This window comes from Veillonella tobetsuensis (genome assembly GCF_002959935.1).
GTDB lineage: Bacteria > Bacillota > Negativicutes > Veillonellales > Veillonellaceae > Veillonella > Veillonella tobetsuensis.
This window is the reverse complement of the sequence record NZ_PPDF01000012.1, coordinates 452,646-474,330: the sequence shown is the minus strand read 5'-3', so window position 1 is coordinate 474,330 and position 21,685 is coordinate 452,646. Positions and strand designations below refer to the sequence as shown.

Genomic DNA, 21,685 nt, shown 5'->3' with positions numbered 1-21,685 from the left:
TATGAAAAGAATACAACAAATTCTAGTATTATTAATTACTCTTTTAGTGCCCCTGTTTGCCATAGCAGGATGTTCTTCTGGTGATGTATCAAAGGCGGCTACGGCAGTTTCATCATCGGTTCAATCTGGATACTCTATTGATACGCATCAAACAACGGCAGATGGTCACGTTGACATTTATATGCTCGATATTGGTCAAGGTGATGCAATACTAATTAAGGTAGACGACGAATATAGCATGATTGATACGGGCGATATTGAACATCGTGAAAATATTGTGGGACAATTGCAAAACATGGGTGTTACGAAGCTTAAAAATGTTATAATAACACACCCACATGCCGATCATATGGGAGGCTTTCTAGCGATTGCCAAATCAATGCCTATCGAACATGTATATGATGATGGCATTCCTGTGGATAATAATATGTATAAAACATATGAGAAGTGGATTGAGAAAAAGAACATTCAACGAACTACTTTAAAGAAGGGCAGTACTGTTGATTTTGGTCATGGTGCAGTATTTGTAGTTTATGCGCCATGGGATGAAACTTTAGTTGATAAAAAAGGACAACCAGATTTAAATAATAATTCTATTGTTGGTAAATTTATTTTTGGTAAGTTCTCTATGTTATTTACTGGTGATGCTGAACTACAAGAGGAGAAACGATTAATTAAGGAGCAAAATAGTAAGCTATTTGCTCGTATTTTAAAGGTTGGTCATCACGGTTCACGAACAAGCAGTTCTGAAGATTTTCTAAAATCTGTTAAACCAGAGAGTGCATTAATTTCTTCTGGGTTATATAATAAGTATGGTCATCCTCATGATGTAACATTGCGTCATTTGAATGAACACAATATCGCCATTTATCGTACAGATACGATGGGACGTATTCATATTAGTACGGATGGGAATGAATGGCAAATTTCTACAGAACGATGATAAATATGTGTAATCCGTATACATATCTTCATGTTTGTATGAAATAATCTATCTATAATCAATCATTATTTTATAGATAGATTCTAAGTATGAGTCGTAGCGTTTTGGGATGCTAGCTCATCACTATGGTTTGGACAAATAAATGTCAGTTAGATAGGAGTGAATGTATTGCGTAAACTATTTCTAATTTGCTTTGCTTTTCTCATGGCTCTACCGCTATTGTTAAGCCAAGCAAAGGCTGCTAATTTACAGGATGCTCGTTGGGTGACGAGAACTGATGCACCAGTACCGTATGTACGTATGGTTATGGATTTATCGGCTCCAGTAAAAGCAGCTGCATCTATCAGTAAAGATGGAAAAACGACAACGGTTACTTTAAAGAATACTAAGTTGAAAATGGCAAAAAGTAATATTATTATGGATTCGTCCATTGCTAGTTCAGCACAGCTTTCACAAGTAGGCAAAGACGTGGCAGTTACCATTAAAACTCCATCCGCTTTAGATACAAGTGATATAAAGGTATTTTCTTTGAAGAAGGATACAGTTAATCAAAAACCGTATCGAATCGTTGTAGATGTTCAGAAAAAAGGTGTGGCTCCAAAACCTGTCAATTATGGTAAGAAACCATCTCCTTCTACAGGAATTGCTGGTAGTAAAGGGTCTGGTAAATATTCTACATCTGGTGGATTAGCGGGTAAGGTTATTACGATTGACCCAGGTCATGGTGGGAGTGATCCAGGGGCTATTGGTCCAACTGGATACCAAGAGAAAAATGCAACGCTTCCAATTTCTAAGTATTTAAAATCTGCTTTAGAGGCTCGTGGTGCTAAAGTATACATGACGCGTACAACAGATGTCGATGTATATGGACCTAACGCGAGTGGTGTGGATGAATTAGGGGCACGTGTCAATATTGCTAATGCACATAATTCTGATGCTTTTGTAAGTATTCACATCAACTCCTTTAACAATCCAACTGTTGGTGGTATTGCTACTTATTACTATGCTAAGACTGGTAATGATGCTCGCTTAGCACAAAAGGTACAAAGCCAAATTGCTAATGTACCAGGCTTTAATGGTGACCGAGGCATCCAAGAAGGTAATTTGTATGTATTGAGACATTCAAATATGCCTGCAATTCTTGTAGAATTAGGTTTTATTTCTAATCCTAATGAAGAACGTGCATTAAAAAGCGATCAAACAGAACAAGATTTTGCAAATCGTATTGCTGTTGGTATTGCTAATTACTTTGGAGGCTAAGGATGAATATTCGAAATCAAATCACTGTGATTGCTTGTATAGGTATCCTTGCTTTTGCAGCGGGATGTACCCCAAACCAAATGACTAATACAGGTTCTACAAATGTAAGCCAATCTGTTAAGGTCAATAAAGATGCTGAAACATCTAAAGCGTCCAGTGAATCTGTAAAAATGGTGTTTTTCGTTCCTATAGAGGACGGGACGGGTGTAAAGCAACAATCCGTAGATATGTCAGCTGATAAGGTAACACCAAAGGCTGCATTACTGGCTATGTTAAAAGCGGATCGTCAACAAAAGTATCCCATTTTTGATAAGTCTATAGAGATTACTTCTGTTACTGTTAAAGACAACATTGCCTCAGTAGAGGTAAATAAAGCCTTTGTTGCTGGTAAAGGTGGAGAGCTCACCGTTAAGTTGCAAATGGCTGCTATCGTAAATACATTGACTTCTTTTGACAATATCAATGGTGTGCTCTTTGTATGCGATGGTAAAAAGGTTCCAGTAGTTGGTTCCTTCGATACGAAGAATCCTATTAAACGGATGGAACAATTAATTAAAAAGTAAGCTTTAAATCGACTCCTTATGTAAAAGGAGTCGATTTTTTTTGCATTCCTATATGTGTTACAATACATATAGTATAAAAGATTAAAAAGGTGATATAGTGGAACTAAAAAATCTCGGTGAATTTAACTTCATACATAGTATTGAATCAGATACAATATATGACCCTAGTACAGTTGTTCAAGGTATTGGGGATGATTGTGCTGTATATAAGGTTACTGAAGGATATGAGCAACTGGTAAGTACTGATACGATGGTAGAAGGCGTTCATTTTAGCTTTCAGTATATGATGCCTTATGATGTTGGGTACCGTTTAATGACAGCAAATTTAAGTGATATTGCGGCTATGGGGGGAATACCACGCCAAGTTGTATTATCTGTTGCCTCACCGGGGCATATTGATACTCGGATCTTAGAAGAAATTTATAGAGGCGTTAAAGAGCAATGCCAACATTATCATGTAAATTTAATCGGTGGTGATACGGTTAGTATAGATGGCCCTATGGTATGGACTATCACCATTATAGGGGAGATTCCTCAAGGTAAAGCGGTGCTTAGAAGTGGGGCCCAACCAGGTGATGTAGTTGGTGTTACGAACTATATTGGTTATGCGGCCACTGGCCTTGGCTCATTATCCTATAATCTGGACGGGTATCCGATGACGCGGATTGGTCATCAAAGGCCAGAACCACAAATTGAGCTAGGTATTACATTACGCGAATTAGGTGTTCACAGCATGAATGATATTAGCGATGGTTTAAGTAGTGAACTTAATGAAATAGCAAAATCATCTCGAGTGTCAATTATCATAGATGAAACACTTATCCCTTTACATGAAGAAACATATAAACTAGCAGAAGCATTACAAACAAATCCACTTGATTATGCCTTATTAGGCGGCGAAGATTTTCAGCTTGTATTTACGGCTCCGAAGGAACTTTCACAAGCATTGGAAAACCTGGGTTCTATTACATTGATTGGTGAAGTTATTGAAGGTGAACCGGTGGTGCAATCGGTGACGAAGGCTAAAGAAATACGCTTATTAGAAGCGAAAGGATATAATCATTTTCATGAGTAAATATAAAGTTACATTAGAAACGTATTCTGTGGCAGATACGCAATGTTTTGGCGAACGATTAGGACATTGGGTAAAACAGAATGGTAATCCACTGTGTATGGCATTAGTTGGCGATTTAGGTACTGGCAAGACGCATATGTCACAAGGCATTGCAAAGGGGCTTGGTGTTACAGAAGAAATTACAAGTCCCACATTTTCTTTGATGAACACGTATATGACCTTAGCCGGTGAAATATATCATTTTGATTTATATCGAATGGATGATGTTAGTGAACTAGAAAATATAGGCTTTTATGAATTTACAGAGGATCAAATCTCTATTGTTGAGTGGGCTGATAAATTTAGTGATGAATTACCGGAAGAAACACTGTGGATTCGCATTGTGCCTATAGATGAACATTCTAGAGCAATTACATTAGAAAGTGATTTGATAGATCATGAAACATTAGTGGAAATAGGAGGTATATATGTGGTTGGGAATTGAAACGAGTTCAGTCGTTTCTAGTGTGGCTGTTATGAATGAAAGCCAGCTTATCGGCGAAATTACCATACAAGCTGGTTTAACCCACTCCGAGCAATTAGTACCTCATATTCAAACCTTGTTAGAAATGACAAATATAAAGCATTCTGATTTAAAGGGGATTGTTGTGGTGAGTGGTCCTGGTTCCTTTACGGGGTTGCGAATTGGCATGGGGACAGCAAAGGCAATGGCTTATGCTTTGCGTATACCTTTATATGGCGTTATGACTATGGATGGCTTAGCACGTAATATCCCATATACTACAGATATGATTTGCACCGTAATAGATGCACAGAAAAAACATGTATATGCTGCTTTTTACACCTATGAAGGCAGTAAACTAACGATGATTGAAGAACCTTTTGTAGTGGAAGCAGCCTCTCTAGTCGATCGTTTACAGAGTCAACAGAAACGTGTTGTTTTTGTAGGTGACGGGATTAAACGTATTGCACCATTAGTTGAGGGGGATAGAAATTTAATCATTTCTGATCCTATTTATCGTATTCCTAGAGCTAGTTCTTTATTATTGAGTGCTCGCACTATGATTGCAGACGGTCAAAGTTCAGATCCTATGACTATGGTGCCTCACTATATTCGAAGATCTGAAGCTGAAGTGTTGTGGGACGAAAAACATAAGGATAATCCATTTCGTTTGAAAGAAGAACCTACAGTAACGGTAATTGAAGCGGCAGGTGAAGAATAATATGATAGTGCGGAGAGCTACAATTGAGGATGGAAAGGAAATTTTTGCTATTGAAGCAGAATGCTTTTCTGTGCCGTGGAGTTTAGATTCTATTGAAACAGAATTATCTAATCAAGATAAGAAGCTTTACTATGTCATAGAGGATGCTGACGGTGTCGTAGGCTATGCAGGGGCTTGGCTCGTTTATGATGAGGGTCAAATCACGAATATTGCTATTCGGCCATCTGCTAGGCGACAAGGTTATGGTGCTACATTAACGAGTGCATTAATAGAGGAATGTTTTAAAAGAGGCATGCATGAAATCTTTTTGGAGGCACGTGTGTCTAATTTGTCTGCTTTATCCTTATATCGTCAATTAAGGTTTACTGTAAAAGGTATGCGTAAGGATTATTATTCAGAGCCCAAAGAAGATGCGTACATCATGTCCCTTGTTAAAGAGGAAGTAAAATGAGTGTATACACATTAGCATTAGAAAGTAGTTGTGATGAAACATCGGCAGCTGTACTCAAGGATGGTCGTACAGTACTTTCTAATGTCATATCAAGTCAGGTACCAATCCATCGAAAATTTGGTGGTGTAGTGCCAGAAATTGCATCCCGTCATCATATTGAACAAGTAATACCTGTGATTGACCAAGCTTTAGAGGATGCTAATGTAAAATTAGAGGATATCGATCATATAGGGGTTACCTATGGGCCTGGATTAGTAGGGGCCTTACTGGTCGGTGTGGCCGCTGCGAAAGGTCTATCTTTTGCTACAGGAATTCCGTTGGTGCCTGTTCATCATATGGAGGGTCATATTTTTGCTAATTTCTTAGCAAATCCCACACTAGAACCACCATTTTTAAGCCTTGTTGTTTCTGGTGGGCACACTATGTTAGTTCATGTGAAAGACTATGAAGAATTCCAGATTCTCGGACAAACACGAGATGATGCGGCGGGAGAAGCCTTTGATAAAATTGCTCGTGTTATGGGATTCCCCTATCCTGGAGGACCTCATATAGATGCTCTTGCTAAAGAGGGAAATCCCAATGCTATTGAGTTTCCAAAGGCGCTTAGTGAACCGGGAAATTTTGAATTTAGTTTTAGTGGTTTAAAATCGGCGGTTCTCAATTACTTAAATAGTAAATCGCAAAAGGGGGAAGACATACATCAAGCTGATGTGGCGGCATCCTTTCAAAAGGCAATTGTAGATGTTCTTGTGGATAAGACAAAAGATGCAGCACATACATTGGGGGAAACAAACATAACGATTGCTGGTGGCGTATCAGCGAATCAAGGTTTGCAGGTAGCACTAGAAGCGATGTGTAAGGAAGAAGGTTTTACTTATTATAAGCCAGGTAAAATTCTATCCACTGATAATGCAGCCATGATTGGTTGTCGTGCTTATTATATGGCACAGGCCGGTAAGTTTTGTGATCTACACCTAAATGCTAAGCCAAGTGTTCCTATTGGTACTGTGGCTTGGGTAGAAGGTAAATAATATGACTGTACATATATATGATGAGTTAGTAAAGGAAACAAGCTTATCAAGTTTACAGGCCTCTTTATTGGTTCATATCAGTCATATGATTCGTTTTGGTCAATCTGTAAGTAAGCATAAAATTGTATTATTTACATATATTACGGATGATGCGCCTTGTGAAATGATGTGTATTTCCGAGGTGGCAGACTCATTAGTAACATCTCGTATACAAGGCTCTGATATGTGGAAAAAACTCATAAATACAGGTGAGTGTATTCAACAATCGACGCAGAATGGATTTGAGTATTTGTTTCCCATTGTCGATAATGGTGGTAAAACTATTGGTGGTATTTCTTTCACCTATACGGCGCCTACTAATGGAACCGAGGGTAAACGAGGTTTTATTGTAGCTGATACGATGCAGCGATTAATGTTGACTGCTACAGATGAACAAATTAAAGAGTATGAGCCTATATCGTATTTGGATGGGCTCATCATTTTTGATCAGAATGGAACTATTTTATATGGCAATGATACAGCATTACATTTAGCAGATATCGTTGGCGTTGATCGTCGTCTAGTAGGCACATCTATCTTTGGTAGTTCTTTAAAAATATCTGCTATTCATCGTGTGCTTACGGATAGAAATGACTTTGTATCAGAAGAAATTTATCATAATATGGTACTCAGACAGCATATGATTCCTATAGCTATGGGGCGTAATGAATGTCGTTGTTTTTTGATTCTTCACGATTGTACGCGTGAAAGTAAACAGCAACAAGAGTTACTTGTTAAGAACTCAATCATTAAAGAAATACATCATCGTGTAAAGAATAATTTGCAAACCGTAGCTGGCTTATTACGGATGGAAGCGAGACGCTCTAATTTGCCGGAGGTGAAAGCTGCATTACAAGAAGGCATTTCTCGAATAGAGAGTATGGCCTTAGTACATGATTTAGTATCTCACTATGATGAAGATTATATTTCTATACGATCCATATACGATGAGCTTTGTCGCTTGTTGCGTCAAAGTATGGTAGAGCGTTATCAACATGTAGAATTTCGTTATCATGGAGATGATTGTATTATTTCATCTCACCAAGCGAGCTATATTTCACTGGTATTTAATGAACTAATTTCCAATAGTATTATTCATGGATTAGCCGGTGAAGATGGTTTGATTTCCGTGGAAGTATCGAGTTTAGAGGACTCTATACGTATTGTCTTTACCGATTCAGGAAAAGGATTGCCATCAGATTTTAATATGGCTAAAAGTAAGCGTTTGGGTATGCAAATCATAAACAATCTGGTGACCCATGAATTAGAAGGTACTATGACGATTGAAAATGGTACTATAGGTGTTGTCGTAACAATTCATATTCATAAGGAGAATTGAATGCGTATTTTGATAGTCGATGATGAATCTCTTATACGAATGGATTTACGGGATATATTAGAGTCCGAACAACATGAAGTGGTGGGGGAAGCCTGCAATGGTGTAGAGGCTATTATGATGTGTAAGGACTTACAACCTGATGCGGTGTTAATGGATGTAAAAATGCCTGAGCTAGATGGCATAGAAGCGGCTCGTCAAATAGGATACAATCATTTGGCACCAGTAGTTCTTCTTACAAGCTATAGTCAACAGGACTTGGTAGCAAAGGCTCGTGAGTCTGGTGTATACGGATATCTTATAAAACCGGTTCGAGAGGAACAATTAATTCCTACATTAGAAATGGCACGAGGCCGCTTTTTAGATGAAGCAGAATCACGGCAACAAATGGCAGACCTAGAAAAGTCTCTGGAAGAACGTAAGTTGATTCAAAAGGCAACGGGTATCCTTATGAATCTATATAAAATTAGTGAGGATGAAGCCTACAATCGAATTAGAGTTTTAAGTATGAAAAAGAGAAGTTCTATAGCTGATATATGTAGATTATTAATTGATCAAACTGAAAAATAGATTAATAAGGACTACTGTAAGTGGAATAACTTATGGTAGTTCTTTTATGTTTTATATATGAATAAGTCTTTAAAAATCTAAATAGTCAAAAAATCAAAAATAATGCTTGCAATTATTTTACCATCGGTTATAATAATACTTGTAATTAGCACTCGATGTTGTTGAGTGCTAACAAATAATGAATGATATATAAGGAGTGACATCATATGTTAAAACCATTAGCTGATCGCGTTATTATCCGTTTAGAAGCAAAAGAAGAAAAAACTAAAAGTGGTATTTTCCTTCCAGATACAGCAAAAGAAAAACCTCAAGAAGGTGTAGTTGTAGCTGTAGGTGCTGGTAAAGTATATGACAATGGTCAACGTGTAGCTCCAGAGGTTAAAGTTGGCGACACTGTTATGTTTGCAAAATATGCTGGTAGCGAATTAGAAATCGATGGCGCTACTCACTTGATTATTAGCGAACGCGATATCTTAGCAGTATTATAATTGCTAATTTGTAGTCATAATGACTATAAAAACTAATGATACATTCTATATTGCCTAAGGGCACATATATTTCGTTACATTGGATAGTGATACTATCTAGGAGGTAATACATATGGCAAAGGAAATCTTGTTTAATGAAGAAGCTCGTCGCGCATTGGGTCGTGGCGTTGACCAATTAGCAAATGCTGTAAAGGTTACATTGGGACCTAAAGGTCGTAATGTTGTATTGGATAAAAAATTCGGTTCTCCAACAATCACAAATGATGGTGTAACTATTGCTCGTGATATCGAACTTCCAGATCCATTTGAAAACATGGGTGCACAATTAGTAAAAGAAGTTGCTACTAAAACTAACGATGTAGCAGGTGATGGTACTACTACTGCAACAGTATTGGCTCAAGCTATGATTCAAGAAGGTATGCGCAATGTAGCAGCTGGTGCTAACCCAATGATCTTGAAAAAAGGTATTGAAACAGCAGTAAAAACTTTGGTGGAAGAAATTAAAAAACGCTCCATCAAAGTTTCTGGTAAAGCTGAAATTGCTCAAGTTGCTAGCGTATCCGCTGCTGACGAAGAAATCGGTGGCTTAATTGCTGAAGCTATGGAAAAAGTTGGTAACGATGGCGTTATTACTGTAGAAGAATCCAAAGGCTTACAAACTGCATTAAACGTAGTAGAAGGTATGCAATTCGACCGTGGTTACATTTCCCCTTACATGGTAACTGATCCTGACCGCATGGAAGCTGTTATGGACAACCCATATATCTTGATTACTGACCGTAAAATCAGCGCTATTGCTGACATGTTGCCTACACTTGAAAAAGTGGTAAAAGTAGGTAAAGAACTTCTTATCATTGCTGAAGATGTAGAAGGCGAAGCATTGGCTACATTAGTAGTAAACCGTTTGCGTGGCACATTCAAAGCTGTAGCTGTTAAAGCTCCTGGCTTTGGTGACCGTCGTAAAGCTATGCTTGAAGATATTGCTATCTTGACTGGTGGTACTGTAATTACTGAAGATATGGGCCGTAAACTTGATTCCGTAGAACTTACTGATCTTGGTACAGCTCGTCAAATTCGCATCACCAAAGACGAAACAACTATCATCGATGGTGTAGGTGATAAAGATGTTATTGCTAAACGCGTTAGCCAAATCCGTGCACAAGTTGAAGAAACTACTTCTGAATTCGACCGTGAAAAATTACAAGAGCGCCTTGCTAAATTGTCCGGTGGTGTTGCAGTTATCGAAGTAGGTGCTGCTACAGAAGTTGAAATGAAAGATAAAAAACTTCGCATCGAAGACGCATTGAATGCAACTCGCGCTGCAGTAGAAGAAGGTATTGTAGCTGGTGGTGGTACTACTTTCATCGATATCATTCCTGCATTGGATACATTGGAAGCTACTGGTGATGTTCAAACAGGTATCAACCTTGTAAAACGTGCTGTTGAAGAACCAGTTCGTCAAATTGCTTATAATGCTGGTCTTGAAGGTTCTGTTGTAGTAGAAAAAGTAAAAAATACTGATGCTGGCATCGGCTTCAACGCATTGACTGAAGAATATATCGACATGGTAAAAGCTGGTATCGTTGACCCAGCAAAAGTTACTCGTTCTGCTCTTCAAAACGCTGCATCCATCGCATCTCTTGTATTGACTACAGAAACTATCGTAGCTGATAAAGTAGAAGAAAATGCTGCAGTTCCTGCTATGCCTCCAATGGGCGGCATGGGCGGCATGATGTAATCAATCGCTAAAAATTAAAATTTAAGCATCATAATATTCCTAATGAATCAAGAATGGTTTATTCTCAGGTTCATTAGGAATATTTTTATAGTATGAGAATGGTTTATATAGGTAGAGATAAATTGCTTTTGTATGTACATTGTGGTATAATTCTATAGAATTTGAATGAGTCTTAGTTTGACAGGTGTTGTTGTTCGGTTTATAATAATTACATCGAAAATTATCTATATACTGTAGAGGTGATACTATGTTGAACTTTTTATTTAAAAGTAAACCTAATTATATTAATTTTGGCTTATTATTCTATCGTTTAGCAATAGGCGCATCTATGTTCTACCATGGTTATTTAAAATGGCTAGGTGGATCTCAAGGACTATATAATGTTGGGGCTATGTTAGCACCTCTTGGCGTAACTGGTGGTTATGAAATACTAGGAACTATAGCAGCTTTTGCTGAAATGGTGGGTGGTATTCTCGTAGCACTTGGCCTATTTACGCGTATAGGTTCTCTAATGCTGATTGGTACATTGGCAACGGCTACACTCTTACATTTGAGCGGAAATTTCTTCGGTTGGGACTATCCATCTCAAATGGGCTTTGGTGCGATTATGTTGTTCTTTGCTGGGGCTGGTCGTTTTAGCTTAGATAAAGCTTTATTTAAATAATTAGGATATAGGCTCATCATTTTGATGGGTCTTTATTTATGCAGAGAGGGTATTATGAATACAAAAACTGTTCCGTTTACATCTGAACAACTAGAGGCAATTATAGCCCAATATCCAACACCATTTCATATCTATGATGAAGAAGGTATTGTAGACAATATGAAACGCTTTATTTCTGCTTTTTCTTGGAATAAAGGGTTTAAACAATACTTCGCTGTAAAAGCAACACCAAATCCATATATTATGCGTTTGTTACAAAATCTTGGAGTTGGTGCGGATTGCTCATCCTTGGCAGAGTTAATGCTCTGTGAAAAAGTAGGCATTACTGGCCAGGATATTATGTTTACATCGAATGACACACCATATGTAGAATATAAAAAAGCACTAGAACTGGGTGCTATTATTAATCTTGATGATATTACACATATTGAATACTTAGAAAAGAATCACGGTTCTTTACCTGATACATTCTGTGTACGTTATAATCCAGGTTCCTTAAAAGAAGGTGGCAATACAATTATTGGTATTCCTGAAGAGGCCAAATATGGTATGACTCGCGACCAAGTATTTGAGGCCTATAAAATATTACAAGATAAAGACGTAAAACACTTTGGGATTCATACGATGGTTGTATCTAATGAGCTTGATGTTGAAGGCTTGGTAGGGACCGCAGAAATTTGTTTTAACCTTGCTGTCGATATAAAAAAAGAACTCGGTATCACCGTAGATTTCATTGATCTTGGTGGTGGGGTAGGTGTGGCGTACAAACCAGAGCAAACACCTGTAGATTTTGAAGTATTGAGTAAACGTGTTCATGAAGTATATGATTCTATCCTCGTAGCCAATGGTCTTAATGACGTTGCTTTAGCTTATGAATGTGGCCGTATGGTAACAGGTCCGTTTGGTTATCTTGTTTCCACAGCTATTCATAAAAAGGATATTTATCGTCATTATATTGGTCTTGATTCTTGTATGGCTGATTTGATGCGCCCTGCATTGTATGGTTCTTATCATCACATCACTGTAATGGGGAAAGAAAATGCGCCTAAGGATCATGTATATGATGTTACTGGCTCTTTATGTGAAAACAACGATAAATTTGCTATCCAACGGGAATTACCTAAAATCGATATGGGGGATCGAATTATCATCCATGATACGGGTGCACATGGTCATTCCATGGGCTTCAACTATAATGGTAAATTACGATCAGCAGAGTTGCTATTACACAAAGATGGTTCTGTGACTCAAATTCGTCGTGCTGAAACATATGATGATTTGTTTAGTACCTTAGATTTTTCTAATCTGTAATTTAATATTGAGAATTAAAATAGATGAGAATGAATACCAATAAAAACGTATCAATATATGTAATACTTGATATTCTTTTAATTCCTGTATATTTTAGTAGGAATATCTTGCTATCATTTAGAGAAGAATGTATAATGAGTGTAGATTGTTATGCACATACTTGCTAAAGTGGCGAGATAATACGGCGGTGTCAGCTTTGTGCGTACCGCCGTTTTTCTATGTGAATATAAAGTTTTAATCTTAAATCAGTATTGCTGATACGAAGGAGTGAAATATTTTGGCTGAATTACTTCAGATAAAAGATTTAGAGGTGTCCGTAGAAGATAAAAAAATCCTTAAGGGCATTGATTTGACAATAAATAAAGGTGAAGTTCACGTTGTAATGGGTACAAATGGTGCTGGTAAGTCTACATTGGCAAATGCTATCATGGGTAACCCATTGTACACAGTTGATAAAGGTTCTATTGTATTTGACGGTAATGATATTACGGAAGATGCTGTAAATGATCGTGCAAAAGCGGGTATTTTCATGTCTTTCCAACATCCAATTTCTGTACCTGGTATTACAGTAGAAAACTTTATTCGTACGGCTAAATCCACTATTACAGGTGAAAATGTACGTGCCTTAGCTTTCAAAAAAGAATTGAAAGAAAAAATGGATGAATTATCCTTTGATACATCTTACGCACAACGTTATGTAAATGAAGGTTTCTCCGGTGGTGAACGCAAGAAAAATGAAATTCTTCAAATGGCCATTTTAAATCCTAAATTGGCAATTCTTGACGAAACTGACTCCGGTCTTGATGTCGATGCAGTTCGTATCGTTTCCGAAGGTGTTAATCGATTCCACAATGAAGACAACGCAGTATTAATCATTACTCACCACAATCAAATTTTACAAAAATTAAAACCTGATTTTGTACATGTTTTGATCAACGGTAAAATCGTTAAGACTGGTGATGCTTCTTTGGTTCGTGAAATTGAAGAAAAAGGTTACGACGCATACAAAGCATTAGCATAGGAGGCAACATGGAAGAAAGAAAGAAAACCCAAGTTGCGGATATGGACCGTGGCGTCTATGATATAAAGAATAATTTTGAATATTCCTATATTGCTGATGCTGGTTTAACAGAAGAAATTATCCGTGAAATTTGGGCTAATAAAAATGAACCTGAATGGATGCTTGACTTCCGTTTGAAATCCTTAGAGATTTATAATCGCATGGAAATTCCTAATTGGATTCCAGATATTTCTGGCTTAGATATGGAAAATATTTATACCTATGTTAAGCCAAAAGTAGATATGAAAGAAAATTGGGACGAAGTTCCTGAGGATATTAAGAGTACTTTTGATCGTCTTGGTATTCCTGAAGCAGAGAAAACATCTCTTGCTGGTGTAGGCGCTCAATACGACTCTGAAGTTGTATATCACAGTATACAAGAAGACCTTGTAAAACAAGGTGTTATTTATACAGATATCGAAACAGCTCTTCATGAGCATGAAGAAATTGTAAAAAAATATTGGATGACATTGATTCCACCTACTGATCACAAATGGGCTGCTCTTCATGGCGCCGTATGGTCTGGTGGTTCCTTTGTATATGTTCCGGCAGGCGTACAAGTGGATATTCCTTTGCAATCCTATTTCCGTTTGAATGCACCAGGTGCTGGCCAGTTCGAACACACTATGATCATTGTAGAAGAAGGTGCAAAGGTTCACTTTATCGAAGGTTGTTCTGCTCCTAAATATGATGTATCTAATCTTCATGCAGGCGCAGTTGAATTGTTCGTTAAAGATAATGCTACATTGCGTTATTCTACAATTGAAAACTGGTCTAAGAACATGTATAACCTCAATACAAAACGTTGTGTTGTAGGTAAGGGTGGTACTATCGAGTGGGTATCTGGTTCCTTTGGTTCTCGTGTATCTTGCTTGTATCCAATGAGTATTCTTAATGGTGAGGGCGCTCATGCTGAATTTACAGGCGTAACTTTCGCTGGGGAAGGTCAGTTCCTTGATACGGGCTGTAAGGTGGTTCACAATGCACCATATACAACAAGTAATGTAAATTCTAAATCTATCTCCAAATCTGGTGGTGCTGCTATTTACCGTGGCCTTTTGAAAATTGGTCCTAAAGCAGAACATGCAAAAGCGACTGTATCTTGTGAATCTTTGATGTTAGATGAGATTTCTCAATCCGATACAATTCCAGCTATCATTGTAGAAAATGATAATGTCGATTTAGGTCATGAAGCTAAAATTGGTCGCATTTCCGATGAAGCTATTTTCTACCTTATGACGCGTGGTATTAGTGAAGAAGAAGCTCGTGCTATGCTTGTTCGTGGATTCGTAGAACCAATTTCTAAAGAATTGCCATTGGAATACGCAGTAGAAATGAATAATCTAATCAATCTTGAATTAGAAGGTTCTATCGGTTAAGGAGGTACTATGAGCGAATTATTATTTAATGAACTTCCTAGACCTACCTTTAGATGGTTGCGTGTAAACCATACTCCAGCAAGTCTTTTGGGAGAATCTGAAGAAACTAAATCTGTATTGGTAAAAGGTAATGATGCGATTATAAGTGAATTATCAACTGGTACAGCTTTGATAAATCCAAATTATAAAGGTGCAAATGATGTTGCATTAACACAATTAGTGAATAGTGCAGAAGGTTATGCTGTACATGTACCTGCTAATGCTAATGAAATAGTAGGTATTCGTATTGATGCAGGCGCACGTATTGCAAGTCGTTTCCAATTTATCGTAGAAGAAGGGGCAAACCTTGAGGTTCAATTCTTCTTAGATGGCGGTTTAGCAAATACAACAAATGTTCAATATTTTAATGAATATGATGTAAAAGCGAATGCTAAGGTTGTCGTTAAAAAAGTAAATCTTTTAGACGATACGATTCAACATATCGAACATCGCTATACTAAACTTGAAGATAATGCAGATGTTGAATATATCAATGTTGAAATTGGTGGTAAAGAAAACTTCTTGCATTATGAGCATGATTTACAAGGTCAATCTAGTAAAATCGTACATGATATTGCTTATTTAGGTAATAAAGAGCAAAAATTCGATATTGCTATGCTTATGAGTCATGGTGGTAAAAAATCCTTCAGTGATATCCATACTTTAGGTGCTTTGAGCGATACTGCAAAAAAATCCTTCCGTGGTACATTGGACTTCCTTCGTGGTGCTGTTGCCTCAGAAGGTGCTGAAGAAGACACATGTTTATTGTTAGATCCTACTGTAAAATCTATTTCTTTACCTTTATTATTATGTAAAGAAGATAATGTAGTGGGGAATCATGCCGCTAGTGCAGGACAAATTGATCAAAATAAATTGTTCTATCTCATGAGCCGTGGCTTTAGTGAGGTAGAAGCTAAACATATCATCGTAGAATCTATGATTCGTCCAATTATTGATAGAATTGGTGATGAAGTGATTGAGAAAGCCGCATTGACTGCAGTGCGTAATAAAATTTAAAGAGGAATTAGTATGAGACCTATTACAGAAGCATATAAAGATTTTCCTATTTTACAGAAGGAGCATAATGGGCATCGCTTGGTGTATTTAGATAGTGGTGCTACTACACAAATTCCTCAAATGGTAATCAGTCGCCTTACAGATCATATGCTTCATCATAATGGTAATCCGCATCGTGGATCTCATATTCTCGCTATTGAAGCATCTGAAGCTTATGAAAATGCTCGTGATCGCGTTGTGGAATTTATCAATGCTCGTGAACGAGAAGAGGTTATATTTACCCGTAATACAACTGAATCTATGAATCTCATTGCTCATAGTTATGGTGCTAATTTTCTTTCAGAAGGCGATAAAATCGTTATAACTGTTGCAGAACATCATGCAAACCTTGTTACATGGCAATATGTGGCTGAGAAAACAGGTGCTACCCTTGAGTATATGTACTTAGATGATTCTGGCCATTTGAAAGATGGTGAGATTGATAAAATCGATGAAAGCACTAAAATTGTGGCCTTTGCTCATGTGAGTAATGTACTTGGTATGGAATTTCCTGTGAAAGAACTAATTGCTAAGGCTCATTCAGTAGGTGCTGTTGTCGTTCTTGATGGTGCTCAATCTACGCCTCATATGAAGGTAGATGTACAGGCATTAGATTGTGATTTCTTTGTATTCTCCGGTCATAAAATGTGTGCATCACAAGGTATTGGTGTACTATATGGTAAACGTGCATTATTGGAAAAAATGCCACCATTCTTACTTGGTGGCGATATGATTGAATATGTAAAAGAACAATCTACTACATTTAATGAATTGCCATATAAATTTGAAGCTGGTACACCAAATGCTCATGGTGCAGTGTCCTTACATGCAGCGATTGATTATTTAGAATCTTTTGGTATGGATGCTATCGAGGCTCATGAAGAAAGTTTAGTATCTTATGTATTACCTAAGATGCTTGAAATTCCACATGTACAAGTACTAGGTAGTTCTAATCCAAGAGAGAAACATGGTGTTATTGCTTTCACCATTGATGACGTACATCCTCATGATGTGGCAACTATCTTGGATTCTAAAGGCATTTGTGTGCGTTCTGGTCATCACTGTGCACAACCATTGGGAGCATTCTTTAAGGTAGCTGCTTCAACACGCCTTAGCATGTACTTGTACACCCGTAAAGAAGATTTAGATGCATTCTTAGAAGTATTAAAGACTGTCCGTTCAGTAATGGGCTTTAAAGATTAGGAGACATTCATATGGAAATGGATCAATTGTATACGGAACTTATTTTGGAACATAACCAAGATAAACGTAATAAACGTGAATTAAGTGAGTTTACCGCTTCCGAGCACGGACACAATCCAAGTTGTGGTGATGACTTAACACTACAAATTGATGTGAAAGACGGTATCATTAAAGATGCTGCCTATACTGGTTCTGGCTGTGCAATCAGTCAAGCATCTGCATCTATGATGATTGATATTATCAAAGGTAAACCCGTAGAAGAAGCGTTGCGTTTAGTAGAATTATTCTTAGGTATGATTAAAAAAGACGTAACTGATGAATCTGAACTTGAAGATTTAGAAGATGCTATGGCTTTACAAAATATCTCTAATATGCCGGCTCGGGTAAAATGTGCAGTATTGGCATGGCATACATTAAAAGAGGCATTGAAGAAATAATTATGAATAAGACTATAATTTTTGATCTTGATGGTACTCTAACTGATTCTAAAGAAGGCATTTTAAAAAGTCTTGAGTTCGCTTTAGAAGCTTTTGGTTATGATATACCACCATATGAAACACAATTATTATTTCTTGGACCACCTATTGTAGATTCCTTACAACAATATTGTGGGATGACTATAGAGCAAGCTGAAGAAGTATATAAGAAATTCGGTGAACGATACGGCACTATTGGTAAGTTTGAAAATCAATTATATCCAAATATTATTGATTTGTTAGCAAAGGTGAAAAATGAGCATTATACAGTTGCTTTGGCTACGGCTAAACCAGAAATATATGCTCGAGAAATTTTAGACCATTTCTCTATTACGCCATATTTTGATGTAATAGTTGGTGCTAATCATAAAGAAGGATTGATTCATAAGAAAGAGATTCTTCAAAAAGCGATTGACTTATGCGGCAATCCATTAACAGATGATACAGGGCGTCGTCTTGTATATATGGTAGGAGATAGAAAATACGATGTGGTATCAGGTAATGAATTAGGTTGTATTTCTATTGGTGTCACATATGGTTATGGTACAGAAAAAGAATTAATCGAAGCCAATGCAGAGTATCTATGTGAAGATACCGATGATATCGTTATGACTTTAGATTTAGAGGAAATGCTTATTCGTAGATAGTCTATATCTTACATAGTCATACTATATAAAGATTCATAAATAAAAAGCTAGAGAGTTTTCTCTAGCTTTTTTCATAGTAAAAGGTCTTGTTCATTTTGAACCAGGCCTTTTGTATATTATTTTTTTAATCCGCTTTTTTTAGCTAAGGATTTAATTACCTTAGCACTTTGTTTTTTTAGTTTACCACCTGTTTGTTTTAATTGGATACGTGTGCGGAATACACGACCTAATGTAGTGATCTTTGTTTTACGACGAGGTTTCATATCACGTTCGTTGCCAAAGTCACCACGTTGTACGGTAGTAGCTTTTACCTTTTCAGAGCCAAAGGACTGGCGTAAGGATTTCATAAATTTTGTAAGTGGAAGAGCACGATTGAAGGAGAATAAATCAACTGCTACATAGCCTAATTCTGAATAAGCATGCAATGTAAAATGAAATTGCTTTGCAATAGCTAATACGATAATTTCGTCATCCATAACTTGATAGTCTATTTCGTTTAATTCTACATCAGCTAATTCAAATGCAGCCGCTACGCTTTCCTGTACAGTTGCAGCGGAAGAGAGAGATTCTTCATTGCAAGAATATAAATCTAGTAATAATTGATGACCTAATGCATCTGCCATTGTAGCACCTTCTTTCGTATACATCATAATATATCTTAACTATTATACATTGAATTTATATATTAGTCCATTCATAGACAGATTTATGTATTCTTATAGATAGAATTAATTAAGTACTAGAGATAGTTATTTAGCGATTAGTCAAATAAAAGACCCAATATATTTGGCTTATTATTTGACAATGGTCAAATAGTCAAATATAATAAACTTATATTGAAAGAACAAAAAGACAAAGAGATAAAGAGGTGTTATTATGAGTGTTATAGCTGATAAAATAGAAAAATTTATTCTTAATAAATTAAGAGAAGAACAAGAAAATTTAATTTTAAAACGAAATGAGTTGGCCGATGAGTTAGATTGTGCACCTTCACAGATTAGCTATGTATTGAGTACACGTTTTTCCAATGAACGTGGATTTGACGTTGAGTCAAGACGTGGCTTAGGTGGCTATATTTTAATTCGTAAATTAGAGCCAGAGTCATCTGATATGGTACCTGCTGTTACGACATATCGTATTTATGAAGGACCTAATCGAGTAGAGCGTTTGATTGATTTACGTGATGTTGATCAATCTTTATTCCAACTTTTACAAGACAATAAAATGACAAAGCGTGAGGCCCAAATGATGCATAATGCATTTGCTAGTATTATTGAACATGTAGATTATGAATCTAGAAATGATGCCATAAGAAATCTATACGCTTCCATGATAGAGACATTACGGAAGGAGTGATGTCATATAAAATGTGATTATGAAATCAAACAATTACGGCATCAACTAGAAATGGCTATAGGCAATGAGAACTTAGAGGAAGCAGCTCAATTTAAAGATAGAATCAAAGCACTAGAACGGTTCTACAATCAAAGCAGATATTGAAGGTGATCAAATTATTGTATCAACTTTTAAATAAAAGAGAATAAATATCGTTTTCTGATAGACTGTTATATAAAATATAATGTCAAAATGGTATACTATTAGTGATAATAGTTGACCGTAGTATAAATTATGCATATAAGGTCATGAGTGAATTATCATTCATGACCTTTTTTACTCATGGGGGTTGTATGGCAAAGGTTAAAACCGTTTTCTTTTGTAATAATTGTGGCGCAGAATCTGCTAAGTGGATGGGCAAATGCCCTCAATGCGGTGAATGGAATACACTTGTGGAAGAAGTGGTAAAGGAAACAAAACATAGTCGTACGCCGACCGCACGTGGTGTAGGAAAAAATACAACAAAACCTGTAGCTTTACCGGATATTGAGATGTCTGCTGTGTCAAGAATTCCAACAACGTACAAGGAAATTGATCGAGTTCTTGGTGGAGGTATTGTTCCTGGTGCTTTAATGCTATTAGGTGGAGATCCTGGTATTGGTAAATCTACATTACTCTTACAAGTATCACAAACTGTGGCCGATACAGTTGGTACTGTATTGTATGCGTCTGGTGAAGAATCGCAACTACAGTTAAAGTTGCGAGCTGAGAGATTACATATCAATAGCAATCGTCTACATGTTATAGCTGATACCGACTTAGACCATATTCTTGAGGTCGCATTAGAACAAAGTCCATCTTTATTGGTTATAGATTCAATTCAGACAATGTATACTGCTGATATTGAAGCTGCACCAGGTAGTGTTAGCCAGGTTAGGGAATGTACATCTCGTTTATTGCGATTTTGTAAGGAACAGAATATACCGACTATTATCATTGGACATGTGACAAAGGAAGGCAATATAGCTGGTCCTCGTATGCTCGAACATATGGTAGACGTTGTACTTTATTTTGAAGGCGAACGTTCTTATCAGTTCCGCATTTTACGGGCCATTAAGAATCGTTTTGGATCAACTTCAGAAACAGGGATTTTTACGATGATTGAAGATGGTTTAACAGAGCTTGCTAATCCATCGGCAGCTTTATTAGCAGAGCGTTCTGATGATGAAAGTGGTAGCGCCGTCATGATTTATCTAGAAGGTGTACGGCCAATTTTGGTAGAGGTTCAAAGTTTAGTAGCTACTACTGCTTTTGGAATGCCAAGACGTACTGCTATAGGTTATGATTTGAACCGTTTAATCGTCTTATTAGCCGTATTGGAGAAACGATGTGGTTTTACACTTGGCAATAAGGATGTATACGTCAACGTTATAGGTGGTTTGAAGGTTAATGAACCAGCCTGTGATTTATCGATGGCGGTAGCTATTGTTTCTAATCTTAAAAATCGTGTGGTTCCTCATGATATGATTATTCTTGGTGAGGTGGGCTTGACTGGTAATGTACGAAGCATTCCTCGTATTGAACAACGGATTAATGAAGCGAAGAAATTAGGTTTTACAAAGTTTATAATTCCAGATGGAAATTATAAACAAATTAAACATAATGATGATTCTATTCAAGTTCGTGGCGTTACGTCTATTGCACAGGCTATGCAGCTCGTATTTTCATAATAGTACATCACTCTATAATTCATAGAAGGCTAATTCATACAATATAAACTCTTATAGTATTAAAGGAG

24 protein-coding genes are annotated in these 21,685 nt (G+C 36.9%); 23 read left to right on the top strand and 1 reads right to left on the bottom strand.

Translation table 11 applies throughout. From position 1 onward, the window contains the following. Window position 1: 1 nt before the first annotated feature. From VTHSUH11_RS08190 to VTHSUH11_RS08095, 20 genes are all read left to right on the top strand, one after another. Complete coding sequence (locus VTHSUH11_RS08190; protein WP_105093304.1) at window positions 2-943, top strand: ComEC/Rec2 family competence protein; 942 nt, start codon at window positions 2-4, stop codon at window positions 941-943. Window positions 944-1,111: 168 nt separating this feature from the next. Next, complete coding sequence (locus VTHSUH11_RS08185) at window positions 1,112-2,203, top strand: N-acetylmuramoyl-L-alanine amidase family protein (protein ID WP_105093303.1); 1,092 nt, start codon at window positions 1,112-1,114, stop codon at window positions 2,201-2,203. A 2-nt stretch (window positions 2,204-2,205) separates the two neighbouring features. Beyond that, window positions 2,206-2,766 (top strand): GerMN domain-containing protein, encoded by a 561-nt coding sequence (locus VTHSUH11_RS08180; protein ID WP_105093302.1) that lies wholly within the window; start codon window positions 2,206-2,208, stop codon window positions 2,764-2,766. A gap of 97 nt (window positions 2,767-2,863) precedes the next feature. Next, entirely contained in the window at window positions 2,864-3,841 is a 978-nt protein-coding gene (gene thiL, locus VTHSUH11_RS08175; RefSeq protein ID WP_105093301.1) for a thiamine-phosphate kinase, read from the top strand. After that, complete coding sequence (gene tsaE, locus VTHSUH11_RS08170) at window positions 3,834-4,325, top strand: tRNA (adenosine(37)-N6)-threonylcarbamoyltransferase complex ATPase subunit type 1 TsaE (RefSeq protein WP_105093300.1); 492 nt, start codon at window positions 3,834-3,836, stop codon at window positions 4,323-4,325. Before thiL ends, tsaE begins: the two co-directional genes overlap by 8 nt. After that, the gene (gene tsaB / locus VTHSUH11_RS08165; RefSeq protein ID WP_105093299.1) at window positions 4,309-5,064 is read left to right on the top strand and encodes a tRNA (adenosine(37)-N6)-threonylcarbamoyltransferase complex dimerization subunit type 1 TsaB; all 756 of its coding nucleotides are present in this window, start codon (window positions 4,309-4,311) and stop codon (window positions 5,062-5,064) included. The genes tsaE and tsaB overlap by 17 nt, the downstream gene beginning before the upstream one ends. 1 nt (window position 5,065) lies before the next feature. Then, the gene (gene rimI / locus VTHSUH11_RS08160) at window positions 5,066-5,515 is read left to right on the top strand and encodes a ribosomal protein S18-alanine N-acetyltransferase (protein WP_105093298.1); all 450 of its coding nucleotides are present in this window, start codon (window positions 5,066-5,068) and stop codon (window positions 5,513-5,515) included. Next, window positions 5,512-6,546, top strand: coding sequence for a tRNA (adenosine(37)-N6)-threonylcarbamoyltransferase complex transferase subunit TsaD (tsaD, locus tag VTHSUH11_RS08155; RefSeq protein ID WP_059362857.1), 1,035 nt, complete (start codon window positions 5,512-5,514; stop codon window positions 6,544-6,546). Before rimI ends, tsaD begins: the two co-directional genes overlap by 4 nt. Window position 6,547: 1 nt before the next feature. Further along, window positions 6,548-7,924, top strand: coding sequence for a sensor histidine kinase (locus tag VTHSUH11_RS08150; RefSeq protein WP_105093297.1), 1,377 nt, complete (start codon window positions 6,548-6,550; stop codon window positions 7,922-7,924). Then, window positions 7,925-8,491 (top strand): ANTAR domain-containing response regulator, encoded by a 567-nt coding sequence (locus tag VTHSUH11_RS08145; RefSeq protein WP_105093296.1) that lies wholly within the window; start codon window positions 7,925-7,927, stop codon window positions 8,489-8,491. Between the two features lie 206 nt (window positions 8,492-8,697). Beyond that, window positions 8,698-8,979 carry a co-chaperone GroES gene (gene groES / locus VTHSUH11_RS08140; protein ID WP_059362846.1) on the top strand — a complete coding sequence of 94 codons (282 nt, stop codon included), beginning with the start codon at window positions 8,698-8,700 and terminating at the stop codon, window positions 8,977-8,979. 112 nt (window positions 8,980-9,091) lie between these two features. After that, window positions 9,092-10,717 carry a chaperonin GroEL gene (groL, locus tag VTHSUH11_RS08135; RefSeq protein WP_105093295.1) on the top strand — a complete coding sequence of 542 codons (1,626 nt, stop codon included), beginning with the start codon at window positions 9,092-9,094 and terminating at the stop codon, window positions 10,715-10,717. Window positions 10,718-10,964: 247 nt separating this feature from the next. Beyond that, entirely contained in the window at window positions 10,965-11,381 is a 417-nt protein-coding gene (locus tag VTHSUH11_RS08130) for a DoxX family protein (RefSeq protein ID WP_059362839.1), read from the top strand. A 54-nt stretch (window positions 11,382-11,435) separates the two neighbouring features. Continuing rightward, the gene (locus VTHSUH11_RS08125; RefSeq protein ID WP_105093294.1) at window positions 11,436-12,692 is read left to right on the top strand and encodes a diaminopimelate decarboxylase family protein; all 1,257 of its coding nucleotides are present in this window, start codon (window positions 11,436-11,438) and stop codon (window positions 12,690-12,692) included. 277 nt (window positions 12,693-12,969) lie between these two features. After that, window positions 12,970-13,713, top strand: coding sequence for a Fe-S cluster assembly ATPase SufC (gene sufC, locus VTHSUH11_RS08120; RefSeq protein WP_059362833.1), 744 nt, complete (start codon window positions 12,970-12,972; stop codon window positions 13,711-13,713). Between the two features lie 8 nt (window positions 13,714-13,721). Then, entirely contained in the window at window positions 13,722-15,131 is a 1,410-nt protein-coding gene (gene sufB, locus VTHSUH11_RS08115) for a Fe-S cluster assembly protein SufB (protein ID WP_059362830.1), read from the top strand. A 9-nt stretch (window positions 15,132-15,140) separates the two neighbouring features. Continuing rightward, a complete protein-coding gene (locus VTHSUH11_RS08110; protein ID WP_105093293.1) occupies window positions 15,141-16,187 on the top strand; it encodes a SufD family Fe-S cluster assembly protein in 1,047 nt (348 codons plus the stop codon). Between the two features lie 12 nt (window positions 16,188-16,199). Then, a complete protein-coding gene (locus VTHSUH11_RS08105) occupies window positions 16,200-17,429 on the top strand; it encodes a SufS family cysteine desulfurase (RefSeq protein ID WP_105093292.1) in 1,230 nt (409 codons plus the stop codon). 11 nt (window positions 17,430-17,440) lie between these two features. Continuing rightward, window positions 17,441-17,866, top strand: a complete 426-nt coding sequence (gene sufU / locus VTHSUH11_RS08100; RefSeq protein ID WP_059362820.1) for a Fe-S cluster assembly sulfur transfer protein SufU — start codon at window positions 17,441-17,443, stop codon at window positions 17,864-17,866. A 2-nt stretch (window positions 17,867-17,868) separates the two neighbouring features. Beyond that, window positions 17,869-18,552, top strand: coding sequence for an HAD hydrolase-like protein (locus VTHSUH11_RS08095; RefSeq protein WP_059362817.1), 684 nt, complete (start codon window positions 17,869-17,871; stop codon window positions 18,550-18,552). Between the two features lie 116 nt (window positions 18,553-18,668). Here VTHSUH11_RS08095 and VTHSUH11_RS08090 read toward each other — a convergent pair whose 3' ends face one another. After that, on the bottom strand, window positions 18,669-19,175 hold the full coding sequence (locus VTHSUH11_RS08090; protein ID WP_105093291.1) for an S-adenosylmethionine decarboxylase family protein: 507 nt from the start codon (window positions 19,173-19,175) through the stop codon (window positions 18,669-18,671). A 253-nt stretch (window positions 19,176-19,428) separates the two neighbouring features. Here VTHSUH11_RS08090 and VTHSUH11_RS08085 point away from each other — a divergent pair, with 253 nt between their 5' ends. From VTHSUH11_RS08085 to radA, 3 genes are all read left to right on the top strand, one after another. Next, complete coding sequence (locus VTHSUH11_RS08085) at window positions 19,429-19,908, top strand: CtsR family transcriptional regulator (protein ID WP_105093290.1); 480 nt, start codon at window positions 19,429-19,431, stop codon at window positions 19,906-19,908. Window positions 19,909-19,914: 6 nt separating this feature from the next. After that, window positions 19,915-20,052, top strand: coding sequence for a UvrB/UvrC motif-containing protein (locus VTHSUH11_RS09655; protein ID WP_146104614.1), 138 nt, complete (start codon window positions 19,915-19,917; stop codon window positions 20,050-20,052). Between the two features lie 188 nt (window positions 20,053-20,240). Then, the gene (gene radA, locus VTHSUH11_RS08080) at window positions 20,241-21,617 is read left to right on the top strand and encodes a DNA repair protein RadA (RefSeq protein ID WP_105093289.1); all 1,377 of its coding nucleotides are present in this window, start codon (window positions 20,241-20,243) and stop codon (window positions 21,615-21,617) included. Window positions 21,618-21,685 lie beyond the last annotated feature (68 nt).